The following is a 13,685-nucleotide window of genomic DNA, read 5'->3' as shown; positions in this document are numbered from 1 at the left end:
ACGCGACCGTGTGGGACGCCAGGGCCAGGCCCGGCAGCTCGTCACGGAGGTTCTCCATGATCCGCGTGTACGGCACGGAGGCGCCCAGACGGACGTTCTCCTCGCCGACCTCGTATTCGCTCAGCAGCTCGATGCGGTTGAGGTCGAGCAGGTACTCCGGCCTCCGGTGGTCGAAGTTGATCTCGACCATGACATCGGTGCCACCCGCGATGGGCACGGCCGTGGGGTGCTCGGCCTTGGCGGCGAGCGCCTCCTCCCAGCTTGCGGGGCGAAGGAAGTCCATGAGTGGCTCTCTTCTACGTGATCCGGTGGTACGTGATCCAGGTGATCGACGTGTGCCGTGATCTGCGTGATCGGTCGTTCGCTGGGGCACGGGGGACGGCCGGGCCCACGTTCTCGTCTTCATGTTCACGTGCTGTTAACGCGTCGTGGAGCAAGTACACCCAGCGGTGCTCCACCCGGTGCAGTCGCTGAACATATGAAGGAGTTGGCTGGCCGCCCTCCTCGTCTTGTAGATTCGAACGAAAGGCGAGGACCAGTAACCTCTCCGTTTCCCCCCGGAAACGGTGGCCACGGGTCACCGGCCACAACCAGACACCCACGAAAAAGATCGGCGGCGACGAGATGCGGCTGCGCGCACTGCTGGAAACCGACGCGCTGGGGCTGCGGCTGCTCGGCGGCGAGGACGAGCTCGACCGCACGGTGCGCGGCGTGATGACGACGGACCTACGGGACCCCAGCCGGTACCTGTCGGGCGGCGAGCTGGTGCTCACCGGCCTGGCCTGGCGGCGGGACGAGCACGACTCCGAGCCGTTCGTCCGGATCCTTTCGGCGGCCGGCGTCGCGGGCCTGGCGGCCGGCGAGGCGGAACTGGGCGCCATCCCGGACGATCTCGTCCAGGCCTGTTTGCGCCACCGCCTTCCCCTCTTCGCAGTAAACGAGTCCGTTGCTTTTGCAACGATCACGGAGCATGTTGTTCGACAGGTGTCGGGTGAGCGGGCCGGCGACCTCGCCGCCGTCGTCGATCGGCACAGAAGGCTGATGACGTCCGGCCCCGCCGGCGGCGGGCCCGAGGTCGTCCTGGACCTCCTCGGCTCCGACCTGGACCTGCACGCCTGGGTGCTGTCGCCGACCGGGCGCCGGATCGCGGGTGCCGGGGCGCCGCTGCCCGCCGAGGTGGGCGCCCGGCTCGCCGGCGAGCACCTGGCCGCGACCCGCACCGGGCGGCGCGGCCCGCACCGCGCGCAGGTCGGCCCCACGACGTACTCGCTCTTCCCGATCCGGAACACCGGTCGCGGCGCGGCCCCCGCGGCGCGCGATGTGCGCGAGACCGTGCTGTCCGATTGGCTGCTGGCCGTCGAGGCCGACGCGAGCGACTGGCCCGCCGCCCGGCTGGACCTCCTCCAGGGCGTCACCCAGCTGATCGCCGTCGAGCGGGACCGGCGGGACGCGGCGCGTACGGTACGGCGGCGGCTCGCCCAGGAGGTGCTGGAGCTGGTCCAGACGGGCGCGGCTCCGGCGGAGATCGCGGCGCGCCTCAGGGTGGCCGCGCCGGTGCTGCTGCCGGGCCTCGGGACCGCGCCGCACTGGCAGGTCGTGGTGGCGCGCGTCGAGTGGGGCGAGGAGGGCGCGGCCCCGGCGGGCGCCGCCGGCGGCGGGACGGCCGTCACGGGCGGAGCGAAGGGCGCGCCGGCCCTCGAGTCCGGGCCGGTCGCGCAGTCGCTGCTGGAGGAGATCCTGGTCGACCCGGCGACCACCGGACCCGACTCGGCCGACCGGATCGCGGTGGCGCACACCGGCGACGAGGCGATCGCCCTGGTGCCGCTGCCGGCGGTACCGGGGGCGGACGGTCCGGGTGCCTCCCCCGAGGACGCGGACGAGGAGGGCGTGGTCGCCGCGCACGCCGGCGGTCCGGGGCTGCACGCGGACGCGCTGCTCGCGGCCGTACGGGAGCCGCTGTCGGCGGGTCTCGCGGACGACGGGCGGCTGACGCTGGGCGTGAGCGCCGCCGTGCACTCGGCCGAGGGGCTGCGCGGCGCGCTGGAGGAGGCGCGGCACGCGCGGCGGGTGGCGGCGGCGCGGCCCGGGCGGGTGTGCGCGGCCGGGCACCACGAGCTGGCGTCGCACGTGCTGCTGCTGCCGTTCGTGCCGGACGACGTGCGGCGGGCGTTCACGGCGCGGCTGCTGGACCCCCTGCGCGACTACGACCGGCGCCACCGGGCGGAGCTGATCCCGACGCTGGAGGCGTTCCTCGACTCGGACGGGTCGTGGACGCGGTGCGCGACGCGGCTGCACCTGCACGTGAACACGCTGCGGTACCGGGTGGGGAGGATCGAGCAGCTGACGGGGCGCGACCTGTCGCGACTGGAGGACAAGCTGGACTTCTTCCTCGCACTGCGCATGTCGTAAGAATGTCCTGACATACGGTCAACCGCCCCCGCTGCGCCCGAGAAAACCGGTAAGCGACTCCCGATGTCCGGACATAACGACAACGACACACTGCACCTGGACACCCTGCGCGGCGATTGCGCCAACTGCTTCGGCCTCTGCTGCGTCGCCCTGCCCTTCACCGCGTCGGCGGACTTCGCCGTCGGCAAGCCGGCCGGCACCCCGTGCGGCAACCTGCGGGACGACTTCCGCTGCGGCATCCACACCCGCCTGCGCGACGAGGGCTTCCCCGGCTGCACGGTGTACGACTGCTTCGGCGCCGGCCAGAAGGTCTCCCAGGTGACCTTCGGCGGGCGCGACTGGCGCCGGAACCCGGACACCACCCAGGCGATGTTCGCCGCCTTCCCCGTCGTACGGCAGCTGCACGAGCTGCTCCGGTACCTCGCCGAGGTGCTGGAGCTGAAGCCCGCGCGCCCCCTCCACGGGGAGGTCCGCCGCGTCCTCGACGACACCGAGCGGCTCACGCTGCTCTCCCCCGCCGAGCTCGCCGCCCTCGACCTCGGCGCCCACCGCCGGGTCGTCGGCGACCTGCTCCAGCGCGCCGCCGAGCTCGTCCGGGCGGGGGTCCCCGGCGCGCGGTCCAAGAAGAAGAACCGCCGCGGCGCCGACCTCATGGGCGCCCGTCTCACCGGCGCGGACCTGCGCGGCGCGAGCCTGCGCGGCGCCTACCTCATCGCGGCCGACCTCACGGGCGCCGACCTGCGCCAGGCGGACCTCCTCGGCGCGGACCTCCGCGACGCCCGGCTGGCCGGCGCCGACCTCACCGGCGCGCTCTTCCTGACCCAGCCACAGCTCAACGCGGCGCGGGGCGACGCCCGGACGGTCCTGCCCGCGCGCCTCGCACGGCCCGCGCACTGGGAGGCGTAAGAGCGGCGCAAGAGGCACAACTCACCGGACAGATGTGCGACATCACACCAAGCGGACCGATGAGACGTTCTATATTCGGATCGTCATGCCGGATGAAGCATGCCTTTTCCTCGCACCGAGAGAGCCACAGCGATGACCCGAAGCGCCCGCAGCCGGGGCCGCAGACGAGCCGGCAACCGCGGCTCCCGCGCCCGCACCGCCCTGATGACCGTGTCCGCGCTGCTGCTCGTCTCGGTCGCGCTGTTCCTCGGCAGGACCCTCACCGGCGGCTCCGAGACCCCGGCGGCGGCGACGGGCACCGGCGGCGACGGCGAGGCCCCGCAGGCCCAGGGGGAGCGCCCGCCCGCCGGGGCGAACGCCCGTAAGCGCGCGGCGCCCTGGGACGGCAAGGTGGAGGTGCTGGGCGACGGCTCGACCTCGCACACCGGGCCGCAGCCGGACCAGCTGAAGCCCGAGAAGCTGAAGCCGGGCCAGAAGCCCCCGCAGTTCGTGGTCTTCTCCTGGGACGGCGCGCTGGAGGGCGACGACCACCTCTTCTCCCACTTCCGCCAGGTCGCCAAGGAGAGCGACGCGCACATGACCTTCTTCCTGACCGGCATCTACCTGCTGCCGAAGTCGAAGTCGGACGTGTACGACCCTCCGCAGCACGACCGGGGCTCCGCCGCCATCTCGTACCCCACCGACGACCACATCCGGACGACGCTCACCCAGCTGGGCGGCGCCTGGAAGGACGGCCACGAGATCGGCTCCCACTTCAACGGCCACTTCTGCGGCCCCAAGGGCGGCGGCGACTGGAGCGTCGACGAGTGGAAGAGCGAGATCGACCAGACGTACGGCTTTATCAAGAAGTGGAAGACCCACACCGGTTTCGCCGACATCCCGCCGCTGCCGTTCGACCCCGACCGCGAGTTCGTCGGGGGCCGGGCCCCCTGCCTGGAGGGGCAGAAGAACCTCATCACGGCGAGCAAGGCGTACGACTGGCGCTATGACGCCAGCTCGCCCGGCGGCTTCCAGGCGTGGCCGCGCAAGCAGCAGGGGATCTGGGACTTCCCGCTGCAGCTGCTGCCGTACCCGGACAAGGAGATCCAGGTCCTCTCCATGGACTTCAACTTCCTCTACAACCAGTCCAAGGGAGAGACGGACGGCGACCCCGCCCTGTACCCGACCTGGAAGAAGACGACGCTGGACGCGTACATGAACGGCTTCAACCGGGTCTACAACGGCAGCCGGGCCCCGCTGTTCATCGGCAACCACTTCGAGCAGTGGAACGGCGGCATCTACATGCAGGCCGTGGAAGAGATGATGCGGGACGTCTGCCCGCGGAAGGACGTGGAGTGCGTGTCCTTCCGCGAGCTGTCCGACTGGCTGGACGTCCAGGACCCCGCCGTCCTGGAGCAGCTTCGCTCGCTGGACCCGGGCCAGGCGCCCGACTGGAAGGCGCTCGTCAAGTAACCCGAGTAACAGCGATCAGGGCCGGGTGCGGTGGCGGTACGTCCCTCATGGGCGTGCCGCCCCTTGCGTCCGGCCCTCCGTGTAGTCGCGCCAGATGTCGGCCGGAAGGCTGCTGCCGAGCGTCCCGGCCTCGGCGCCGGCCACCCGGTCCAGCGGCAGCAGGTCCAGCTTGCGCAGGTCCATCCGGTAGAGCACCACGGCCGTGGCCTCCTGCTCGGTGTACCCGACGAACCACGCGGCCTTGTTGTCCTGCGTCGTCCCCGTCTTGCCGGCCGCGCGGACCCCCGGCACCCGCGCCTTCGCGCCGGTGCCCTCCTCCATCACGCCCTCCAGCGCGTCGGTCACCTGCCGCGCGACGTCGGCGGAGAAGGCCCGCTGGGAGCGCACGGCGGGCAGCCGGACCTCCTGACCGTTGCGGGTGACGCGGAGGACCGAGTACGGCTCGGTGTGCATGCCCTTCGAGGCGAACGTTCCGTACGCCGTCGCCATCCGGATGGCGCTGGGCGTCGAGGTGCCCAGCGAGAAGGCCGGTACCTGCGGACCCATGCTGGACGGCAGCAGCCCGGCGTTCACGGCGTGGCGGCGCACCCGGTCCAGGCCCACGTCCATGCCGAGCTGGAGGAACGGCGTGTTGACCGAGTTCACCATCGCCTCGCGCAGCGTGATGGACGCGCCCCACGACTTGTCGCCGTCGTTCTTGCCCTTCACCACCCTGCCGTTGCGGTCCCAGTAGGGGCCCTCGGGCGTCATCACGGAGGCGTTGTGCCGGCCGTCGTACGGGGTGGAGGGGGTGACGGGCACCCGGGGGCCCTGCCGTTCGCGCATCACGCCTTCGCTGAGGGCCGCCGCGTAGACGAACGGGGTGAAGGCCGACCCGGCCGGGACGGTGACCGCGTTGGACTCGTTGAAGCCCTGCTTGAGGAAGCCGGGCCCGCCGTACAGGGCCAGGATCTTCCCGTCGGCGCCGACGGTGGCCGCACCCGTCCTGACGAAGGTGTCCTCCTCGCGCTTCTTCGGGTCGAGTTTCGCCCGGGCCGTGTGGACGGCCTTGTCCAGGGAGTCGGTCCGCTTCTTGTTGAAGGTCGTGTAGATCTGGTAGCCGCCGAGGTCGAACTCCGCGTCGGAGACCTTGCCGCTGCGGGTGACGTAGGACTTGGCGAGTTCGACGAGGTACCCGTGCTGGCCGCTGAGGTCGGTCCGGCCGCCGGTCACCTCGGTGGGCTCGGGGAACTTGGTGAACTTCGCGCGCTCGGCCGGCGAGAGCTTGCCGATCTCGACCATGCGGTCCAGCGTCCACTCCCAGCGCTCCACGGCCCGCTCGCGGTTCCCGCCGCCGAGCGCGGGGTCGTACAGGCCGGCGCCCTTCAGGAGGGAGGCCAGGAAGGCGCCCTCGCTCGCGTTGAGCTGGGACACCTCCTTGCCGTAGTACGCCTGCGAGGCGCGCTGGATGCCGTAGGTGCCGCGTCCGAACCAGCTGGTGTTGAGATAGCCCTCCAGGATCTCGTCCTTGCTGAACTTGTTGTCCACCTTGAGCGCGAGCATCACCTCGGTGAACTTCCGCGAGAACGTCTGGTCCTGGTTGAGGTAGGCGTTCTTCACGTACTGCTGCGTGATGGTGGAGCCGCCCTGTGTCTCACCGCCGCCCAGCATCCGGGTGATCGCGCGCGTGATGCCGGACGGCGAGATGCCCGGGTCCTCGTAGAAGCTCGCGTTCTCGGCCGCCAGCACCGCCCATCGGACGTCCTCGGGCACCTCTTCGAGGGGCATCTCCTGGCGCCGCACCCATCCGGTGCGCGCCATCACCGAGCCGTCGTCCCAGTAGTAGACGTTGTCCTGCTGGGTGGCGAAGGAGTTCAGGTCCTCCGGTATCTCCGTACGCCAGTACGCGAGGGCCAGACCGGTCGTGACGAGCCCCACGGTGATGAGCAGGGAGCCCACGAGCTGCCGCCACGAGGGAATCCACCGGCGGAACCCCTGCCGGCCCGGGCGGGGGTAGTCCGGCCGCATGCGCCGCGCCAGCGGGAGCAGCACCGCGAGCCGGTCCACGGGCACCCAGGAAGGCAGCTGCCGCCGCGGCTGCCGGGCGGCCCTGCGGGAGCCGGCGGCCCCGGCGCGCGGCTCACCGGCGGAGCCCCCCCGGCCCGCCGAGCCGGAAGGGAGGGCCCGCAGGGCCATCGTGGACTCCGTGTCCACACGACCGGCGGGGCGCTCCGGGTGCTCCGGGTAGGCAGCGTGCTCCGGGTGCTCCGGGTGCTCCGGGTGCTCCGGGTGCTCCGGCCGGGTATGACCGGTGGGCTCCGCGCGTACGGAACCGAGGCGTCCGGCCCCTCGACGCGGAGCCGGTTTCCCCCGCTTACCCACGGCGCATCACCACGTCCTCGCACCTGACGACACAGCCGACCACGGTCATCGACATCGTTCCCCCCAAGAAGTCCACAGCGTGGCCCGCTGTGCGCACGCCTTCTTTACGGTATTCACCCTATGAAAGGTGAAGTTTCACCGACTCCGGGGGGCTGGTTCAGCATCCGGGCAGCCGCGTGCTCATCGCCGCGCGTAGTCCGCGAGGGCGGGCTCCAGCAGATCGAACGCCCGGGTGGCCTCCTCCTCCAGGACCGCCGCGATCTCCGGATTGCCGCGGCCGGCGAGCGTGAGCTCCTGGATGCGCTGGAACAGGACGCGGTGCACCGCGCCCAGCAGGGCCGCGGCGGTGCGCGCCGCGATGTCGTCGCCCGGGACACCGGTCGCCTCGGCGAGGGCGGCGGCGAGGGCGTCCTCCCGCTGGTCGTGCAGGCCGCGGAGGCAGGCGGTCAACGTGGGGCTGGCGGCGATCATGCCGGTGAACTCCGGACCGGCGAACCCCGCGACGGGGTCCTGGGCGGCGACGGCGGCCAGGAAGGAGCGGCGGAGCGCCGCGAGAGCGGTCTCCCCGGGGGCCCGGTCGGCGACGGTACGGGCCAGGCCGGCGGCGAACTCCTCCTGGTGGTCGAAGGCCAGGTCCTCCTTGCGCGGGAAGTAGTTCGTCACCGTCTTCTTGGCGACGCGCGCGGCGTCGGCGATGTCGGCGATGGTCGTGGCCTCGAAGCCCCGCTCCAGGAAGAGCCGGGTCGCCCGGTCGGAGATCAGCTGCCGCGTCTCGCGCTTCTTGGTCTCCCGCAGGCCCGGGGCCGCGGTGTCCGTCGCACTGCTCGTCTGCTGCGTCATGCAGAAATCTTACACCGATAGCATCTTTATGCCGGATACTCGCATACCCCGCCGCTACTTTTACACCGGTCGTACCGGTCCGGGCGGGTGCGGATCAAGGGATGTGACGTAACCCTTACGGCACCCCCGGAGGGGGTGACCTCGAGACGCCCGGCGGTGTGGACTCCAGAGCGACCGCGTTGTCGATCTTGCGATGGAGTGATCATGAGTCGGTTCCGTGCCGTGCCGGCCGCGTCCGCGGCCCTGGCCGCCGCCTTGCTCGGTGTCCCCGCCCCCGCGTGGGCCGCCACCCCGGACGTCCCCGAGACCTTGCGGATCTCGACCGGCCCCTACGCGGGCTTCCAGTCTTGCGGCGCTCAGACGCCGCCGACGTTCAGCACGACCAACGGTTCCGCGCCCCTGTTCGCCGCTTCGGTCAGGGGCGTGGACCCGCAGCCGAACCTGGGCGGGACGATAGAGCTCGCGCGGCCGGGCGAACAGCCGTTCCGCACGCTCCAGGTCACCACCGGTCCGGTCGGGCACGAGTGGGGCGTCCAGATTCCCACCAGCACCTTCAGCCCCGGTGACTACCGGTGGCGGATCCGCGCCGAAGGCTCCGACGGCCCGTCCGCCTGGGCCGCCTGGTGCACGTTCACCGTGACCGGCCCGGCGCCCACGCCCACACCCACGGAGTCCGCCTACAGCCCCGACGGCGGCAGGCACTGCCTGGACGTGAGCGGCGCGAGCAAGGAAGACGCCGCCCGGGTGCAGCTGTGGGACTGCAACGGCTCCTCGGGCCAGACCTGGAAGACCACGCCCGAGGGCACCCTGGTGAACCCGAACTCGGGCAAGTGCCTGGACGTGGCCGGCGCGGGTACCGCCAACGGCACCAAGATCCAGATCTACACCTGCAACGGCACCGGCGCCCAGCAGTGGCGCTACGACCAGCCCACCCCGGGCGCCTTCACCAACCCCCGGTCCGGCAAGTGCCTGGACGTGCCCTACGCGAACTTCACCAACGGGGTCCAGGTGCAGATCCACGAGTGCAACGGCACGGGCGCCCAGGTCTGGAGCGCCGTGTCCGGGGACACCCCCTAGCCGCGCCGCGTCCCGCGTACGCCGTTGTGACGCAGCATCTGGCCGGCGGCCAGCGCGCGGTACAGGGGGCTGGCCTCCAGCAGCTCCTCGTGGTCGCCGCAGGCGACGGCGCGGCCCTCGTCCAGGACGACGATCCGGTCGGCGTGCTGGACCGTGGAGAGCCGGTGCGCGATCACCAGCACCGCGCACTCCCGGGCCGCGTCCCGCATCACGGCGGTGAGCGCCGCCTCGTTGAGGGCGTCCAGGTGGGACGTCGGCTCGTCCAGCAGCAGCAGGGACGGCCGGGCGAGCAGGGCGCGGGCCAGGGCGACGCGCTGCCGCTCGCCGCCCGAGAGGGTTCCGCCGCGCTCGCCGAGCCGCCCGGACAGGCCGCCGGGGAGGCGCCGTACGACATCCTCCAGCTGGGCGAGTTCGACGACGCGCCGCACCTCCTCGTCGGTGGCGCCGGGCGCCGCGTAGGCGATGTTGTCGCGCAGCGTGCCGTGGACGACGTGGGTGTTCTGGTCGACGACCGCGATACGCGCCCGGCACTGCGCACGGGTCAGCTCGGCGGCGGGCCGCCCGTCGAACAGCAGCGTCCCGGAGTCCGGTTCGTAGAACCGCGCAGCGAGCGCGAAGAGGGTGGACTTGCCCGCGCCGGAGCGGCCCACCAGGGCCACCTGCCGGCGGTGCGGGACGGTCAGGGTGACACCGCGCAGCACCGGCCGCCCCGGGTCGTAGCCGAACCGGACGTCCCGCAGGGCGAGGACGGGCGCCTCCGCCTTGGCGAGATCCGGTGTACGAGGTGTCGCCGTCCACCGCGCGGGGCCGGGCTCCGACGGCTCCGACGGTTCCGCCGCCAGCGCCAGCGCCTCGGCGATGCGCTGATGGGCGCCCATGCCCCGCTGGATCAGCCCGACCGCCCGGAAAACCGACGACAGCGGCAGCACGAGGTACGACGCGTACAGCAGGAAGGCGACGAGGTCTCCGAGGGAGTCGGAGCTGCTGTTCACCCGCAGGCCGCCGATGACCAGGACGATGAGGAACGAGCCCTGGACGGCGAGTTCGACGGCCGGACTCATCACGGAGGCCAGCTTCGCCGTCCGTACGCCCGCGTCGTACGCCGCGTCCACGCGCTCCCCGATGCGCCGCGCCTCGCGCTCCTCCGCCCGGTGCACCCGCACCATGGGCAGGGCGCCGAGCGCGCGCTCCAGGTCCGCGGCGAGGGCGCCCACGGCGTTCTGCATGCGGCTCGACGCGGCGCGGATGCCCTGGAGCAGCGAGGTCACGACGGCGGCGGCGGCGGCCACCGTCAGCGCGACGAGGAGCAGCAGGACGGGGTCGAGCCAGGCCATGAGCACGATCGCCCCGGCCGCCACCAGCGCGCCCGTCACGAGGTCGACGAGGGCCTGGGACACCACCTCCCGCAGCAGCGTGGTGTCGGCGGTGACCCGGGCGATCAGGTCGCCGCCGCGGTGGCGGTCGTACTCCCGCATCTCCAGCCGCAGCAGCCGGGCCACGAGCCCGTGGCGGAGTTGCCGTACGACGCCCTCGCCCATGCGCTCCAGGACGAAGCGCCCCACCGCGCCGGTGGCCGCCTCGGCGGCGAACAGCGCGGCGAGCAGCGCCAGCGGCGCCCAGAACGCCCCGCCGTCCCCGCCGTCCCCGGCGCGCCCGCTCCCGTCCACGACGAGCCGGGCCACCAGCGGCTGCGCCAGTCCGAGCGCGGAGCCGACCAGGGTGAGGGCGGTGGCGGTGGCGACGGAGGACCGGTGTCCGGCGGTGAGCCGGTAGAGGGTGACGATCGCGGCCCGGGTGGAGCGGTCGGCCTCCGCACCCGAGCGGCCGGCCCCCGCCTTCTCCGCGCCGGTCATGGTCCGGGCGGTCCGCTCGCCGCCGGGTCCGCCGCGTGACCCGGGTCCACCGGTGCGACCGGAGCCGCCGGTCCCACCGGTCCCACCGCGATCAGCCGTCGGAAGTAGTCGTCCGGCACTCCCTCCCCCACCGGCCGCCCCTCCGCCTCGATCCACGCGTGCGCGGTGAACGGCGGCACGACCCGTACGCCCGTGCACCAGGTCGGCCAGCTCCCGCCCAGCCGGCACAGCAGCGCCGCGCCCAGCGAGCGGGGCAGGCAGCCGCGCGGCCCGGCGCAGCGCAGGCTCACCGCGCACAGGGCGTCGCGGGCGGCCCCGGCCTGCGCGGTGGTGGCGGGCCGGGCCCCGCGGCGTACGACTCCGAGCACGGCGCGCACCCGGCGCGGCGGCAGCAGCGCCAGCGCGAACGCGGGCAGCAGCACGAGCCGCGCGGCCAGCCGCCGGGCGAACGGCACTCCGGTGGGCCGCTCCAGCGCGCTCGGTGTGGTCATGCGACCAACCCCGAGGAGCGCAGCTCGGCCACCAGGGCCGCGACGTCCTGCTCCGCCCGCGTCCGGTCGATGTCGTACGCGGCGACGAGCGCGTCCGCCGCGGCGGCTTCGTCTCCGCCCGCCATCAAGGCGCGGACGACGACGGTGCCGGTGGGGTTCAACTCCCAGTACTGTCCGCTGCGTTCGTCGAGGAGGACCGTGCCGTAGTCGGTGTCGGCGGTGGAGACGTCGGCGCCGAAGCGCAGTGCCATGGCGGGTTCCCTTCGGTCGGGGGCTTCGTGGCGGGCGTGAGGCCGCGCAGCCAGACCTCGCAGGCGATCGTCGAGTAGAGGATGGCGTCGCGCAGCCCGGGCGTGGAGGGCCGCTCGGCGAGGCGGCGCAGCGCGGCGCCGTCCACGAGGCCGAGGCGGGCGAGGCGTGAGTCCTCCCAGAGCGCGAGCAGGTCGGCGCGATGGGCGCGCAGCCCGTCGGCGGCGTCCATGGAGGCGGCTGCCTTGTTGGTGCGCCGCAGGCACGTCTCGGGCACGATCCCGCGCATGGCGGCGGTGAGGAGCGGCTTGTACGCCCACGGCGTGACGCGTTCGTCGGGCCGGACGGCGAGGCAGGCCTCGATGACGCGGTCGTCGAGGAACGGCGAGGCCATCGGCACGCCGGCGCGGGCGGCCATCCGGTCCCACTGCCGGATGATGCGGCTGCCGGCGCGGATCTGGTCCAGGTCGGCGTGCAGGCCGCGGTCCCGGTGAAGCGGTGCGGCGGTGGCGGCGGCCTCGCGCAGGGCGCGCCGCGCGGCCGCCTCGGCGTCGGGCGTGACCCAGTCGAAGAGGCGCGGGGGCATGCCCCAGCCGAGGCTGGTGGTGACGGTGGCGGGCCCCGGGTCGCGCAGGTGGCCGCCCGCGTCCGCGAGCCACGTGCCGTAGGGGCGGGAGTCGGCGAGCGCGCGGAGCGTGGTGCCGAGCGGCCACTGCCACAGGGCGCGGAAGCCGCGCAACTGCCGTGCGGCGAACAGCGGTCGGGTGCGGGCGAGGCGGTGGTAGTACGCCTCCGAGCACCAGGCCACGTGGTCGCCCCCGATGCCGGTCAGGTGGAGGCGGCTGCCCCGCTCGGCCATGGCGGGCAGGTGGTGCAGGACCCGGGAGCGGTCCATGACGCCGATGGTGGGTTCGTCCAACAGGTCGTCGATGGCGAGGAGGTCGGTGTAGACGAGGGGGGAGGCGTCGGCGTCCCACACGACGTGTTCCACGTCGGGCAGGAAGCGTGCGGCCTGCCGTGCCCAGTGCAGGTCGGTGTCGGCGGGGTCGCGCCCGGGCCAGGTGCTGGCCACCACGTGGGCGGGTGAGCGGTCGGCGAGGAAGCAGATGGTGGTGGAGTCCAGGCCGCCCGACAGGTCGCAACTGACCGTGCCCCCGGCGCGGGTGCGCGCGTCGACGGCCTCGGCGAGCGCCTCGCGGACCAGCGGCGCGCCGTGGGCGAGGGTCCGCGCCGGCTCCGGCGGGGTCCACCAGCGCGCGTGCCGTGCGCCGCGTCCGTCCGGCGCGACGACGAGCGCGTCCTCGGGCGGTACGGCGGTGACGCCGCGCCACATCGGTGTCTCGGCGAGCGGGTGCGGCACGGGCCACAGCAGCCGGACGGCGAGTTGCTCGGGGTCGGGGTCGCGGCCCAGCGCGGCAGCGAGCACGTCGGCGCGCGACGCGGCCACCCGTACGCCGCCGACCGCCGCGTGGAAGACCAGCCGCAGCCCGGAGGCGGTGCCCTGCACGCGGAGCCGGCCGTCGAGGACGGCCACCAGGTGGAAGCTGCCGGGCAGCGTCCGGGCCAGGGCGTCCAGTTGCGCGAGGTCCCGCAGGCGGGCGGCGTGCCGGTGCAGCGCGGGCTCGTCGAGCGGGCAGCAGCCGATGACGGCGAGGAGCGTGGAACCGGCGCGGGCGGCCACGATCTCGTCGTCGTGCCAGCGGCCGACCAGCCAGGGCCGCCCGGAGGGGTGGGGCAGCGTGCGGGTGGCCGCGCGGGTGTCGGTGGTGCGGGTGAAGAGCCGGGCCACGGCGGGCGCGGCCGCGTGGTCCGGAAGGACCACGAAATCCGCGTCGCCGGGGCCCGGTCCCGCACTCTCGTGCGTGTGTGTCATGGCGTCGATTCGCTCGACCCGTCGACCGTCAGTTCTTGCTCAGGATCAGACGGTCGTTGCCGGAGCTCTGGAGGAGTCCGGTCTTCTTACGGAAGGAACCCAGGCGGACGAGCATCGGTGCCTCGTATGCCTTCTTCATGGATGTCTCCTTCTGTTCGGTTGTCCACCCGCCCT

Annotated in this window: 11 protein-coding genes and 1 pseudogene; 4 read left to right on the top strand and 8 right to left on the bottom strand. The window is 73.2% G+C overall.

Annotated elements, in window-relative coordinates:
* Positions 1–283 (bottom strand): FAD binding domain-containing protein (locus ACIRNI_RS20385; RefSeq protein WP_356649233.1); only part of this gene is annotated, 283 nt, incomplete at its 3' end.
* 341 nt (positions 284–624) lie between these two features.
* On the opposite strand from ACIRNI_RS20385, the gene ACIRNI_RS20380 reads away from it, so the two are divergent.
* The 3 genes from ACIRNI_RS20380 (at position 625) to ACIRNI_RS20370 (ending at position 4,767) form a co-directional block, all read left to right on the top strand.
* Complete coding sequence (locus ACIRNI_RS20380) at positions 625–2,409, top strand: PucR family transcriptional regulator (protein ID WP_403552841.1); 1,785 nt, start codon at positions 625–627, stop codon at positions 2,407–2,409.
* Positions 2,410–2,472: 63 nt separating this feature from the next.
* Positions 2,473–3,315, top strand: coding sequence for a pentapeptide repeat-containing protein (locus ACIRNI_RS20375; RefSeq protein WP_403552839.1), 843 nt, complete (start codon positions 2,473–2,475; stop codon positions 3,313–3,315).
* A gap of 132 nt (positions 3,316–3,447) precedes the next feature.
* The gene (locus ACIRNI_RS20370) at positions 3,448–4,767 is read left to right on the top strand and encodes a hypothetical protein (protein ID WP_403552837.1); all 1,320 of its coding nucleotides are present in this window, start codon (positions 3,448–3,450) and stop codon (positions 4,765–4,767) included.
* 45 nt (positions 4,768–4,812) lie between these two features.
* On the opposite strand, the gene ACIRNI_RS20365 is transcribed toward ACIRNI_RS20370, so the two are convergent.
* Together ACIRNI_RS20365 and ACIRNI_RS20360 are read right to left on the bottom strand one after the other, a co-directional pair.
* Entirely contained in the window at positions 4,813–6,942 is a 2,130-nt protein-coding gene (locus ACIRNI_RS20365; RefSeq protein WP_403552835.1) for a transglycosylase domain-containing protein, read from the bottom strand.
* A 366-nt stretch (positions 6,943–7,308) separates the two neighbouring features.
* Positions 7,309–7,968 carry a TetR/AcrR family transcriptional regulator gene (locus ACIRNI_RS20360; RefSeq protein WP_403552833.1) on the bottom strand — a complete coding sequence of 220 codons (660 nt, stop codon included), beginning with the start codon at positions 7,966–7,968 and terminating at the stop codon, positions 7,309–7,311.
* 204 nt (positions 7,969–8,172) lie between these two features.
* Here ACIRNI_RS20360 and ACIRNI_RS20355 point away from each other — a divergent pair, with 204 nt between their 5' ends.
* Positions 8,173–9,045 carry an RICIN domain-containing protein gene (locus tag ACIRNI_RS20355; RefSeq protein WP_403552831.1) on the top strand — a complete coding sequence of 291 codons (873 nt, stop codon included), beginning with the start codon at positions 8,173–8,175 and terminating at the stop codon, positions 9,043–9,045.
* Here ACIRNI_RS20355 and ACIRNI_RS20350 read toward each other — a convergent pair.
* The 5 genes and pseudogenes from ACIRNI_RS20350 to ACIRNI_RS20330 form a co-directional block, all read right to left on the bottom strand.
* The gene (locus tag ACIRNI_RS20350; RefSeq protein WP_403552830.1) at positions 9,042–10,898 is read right to left on the bottom strand and encodes an ABC transporter ATP-binding protein; all 1,857 of its coding nucleotides are present in this window, start codon (positions 10,896–10,898) and stop codon (positions 9,042–9,044) included. The genes ACIRNI_RS20355 and ACIRNI_RS20350 overlap by 4 nt on opposite strands.
* Positions 10,895–11,389 (bottom strand): lasso peptide biosynthesis B2 protein, encoded by a 495-nt coding sequence (locus ACIRNI_RS20345; protein WP_403552828.1) that lies wholly within the window; start codon positions 11,387–11,389, stop codon positions 10,895–10,897. Before ACIRNI_RS20345 ends, ACIRNI_RS20350 begins: the two co-directional genes overlap by 4 nt.
* Positions 11,386–11,640: a lasso peptide biosynthesis PqqD family chaperone gene (locus ACIRNI_RS20340; RefSeq protein WP_403552826.1), complete on the bottom strand. Its 255-nt coding sequence runs from the start codon at positions 11,638–11,640 to the stop codon at positions 11,386–11,388. Before ACIRNI_RS20340 ends, ACIRNI_RS20345 begins: the two co-directional genes overlap by 4 nt.
* 35 nt (positions 11,641–11,675) lie before the next feature.
* Positions 11,676–13,511: pseudogene (locus tag ACIRNI_RS20335) on the bottom strand (lasso peptide isopeptide bond-forming cyclase); the annotation flags it as partial.
* A 28-nt stretch (positions 13,512–13,539) separates the two neighbouring features.
* Entirely contained in the window at positions 13,540–13,650 is a 111-nt protein-coding gene (locus tag ACIRNI_RS20330; RefSeq protein WP_355361249.1) for a keywimysin-related RiPP, read from the bottom strand.
* Positions 13,651–13,685: the final 35 nt, after the last annotated feature.

Source organism: Streptomyces sp. NPDC093546, from assembly GCF_044765045.1.
Classification (GTDB): domain Bacteria; phylum Actinomycetota; class Actinomycetes; order Streptomycetales; family Streptomycetaceae; genus Streptomyces.
Note: the sequence above shows the minus strand (reverse complement) of the source record. Positions and strands in the feature narration are given on the sequence as shown.

Coding starts and splice junctions, on each gene's coding strand:
- ACIRNI_RS20350 (WP_403552830.1), bottom strand. CDS start 10,898: ATGACCGGCGCGGAGAAGGCGGGGGCCGGCCGCTCGGGTGCGGAGGCC.
- ACIRNI_RS20365 (WP_403552835.1), bottom strand. CDS start 6,942: ATGGCCCTGCGGGCCCTCCCTTCCGGCTCGGCGGGCCGGGGGGGCTCC.
- ACIRNI_RS20375 (WP_403552839.1), top strand. CDS start 2,473: ATGTCCGGACATAACGACAACGACACACTGCACCTGGACACCCTGCGC.
- ACIRNI_RS20370 (WP_403552837.1), top strand. CDS start 3,448: ATGACCCGAAGCGCCCGCAGCCGGGGCCGCAGACGAGCCGGCAACCGC.
- ACIRNI_RS20340 (WP_403552826.1), bottom strand. CDS start 11,640: ATGGCACTGCGCTTCGGCGCCGACGTCTCCACCGCCGACACCGACTAC.
- ACIRNI_RS20380 (WP_403552841.1), top strand. CDS start 625: ATGCGGCTGCGCGCACTGCTGGAAACCGACGCGCTGGGGCTGCGGCTG.
- ACIRNI_RS20360 (WP_403552833.1), bottom strand. CDS start 7,968: ATGACGCAGCAGACGAGCAGTGCGACGGACACCGCGGCCCCGGGCCTG.
- ACIRNI_RS20355 (WP_403552831.1), top strand. CDS start 8,173: ATGAGTCGGTTCCGTGCCGTGCCGGCCGCGTCCGCGGCCCTGGCCGCC.
- ACIRNI_RS20345 (WP_403552828.1), bottom strand. CDS start 11,389: ATGACCACACCGAGCGCGCTGGAGCGGCCCACCGGAGTGCCGTTCGCC.
- ACIRNI_RS20330 (WP_355361249.1), bottom strand. CDS start 13,650: ATGAAGAAGGCATACGAGGCACCGATGCTCGTCCGCCTGGGTTCCTTC.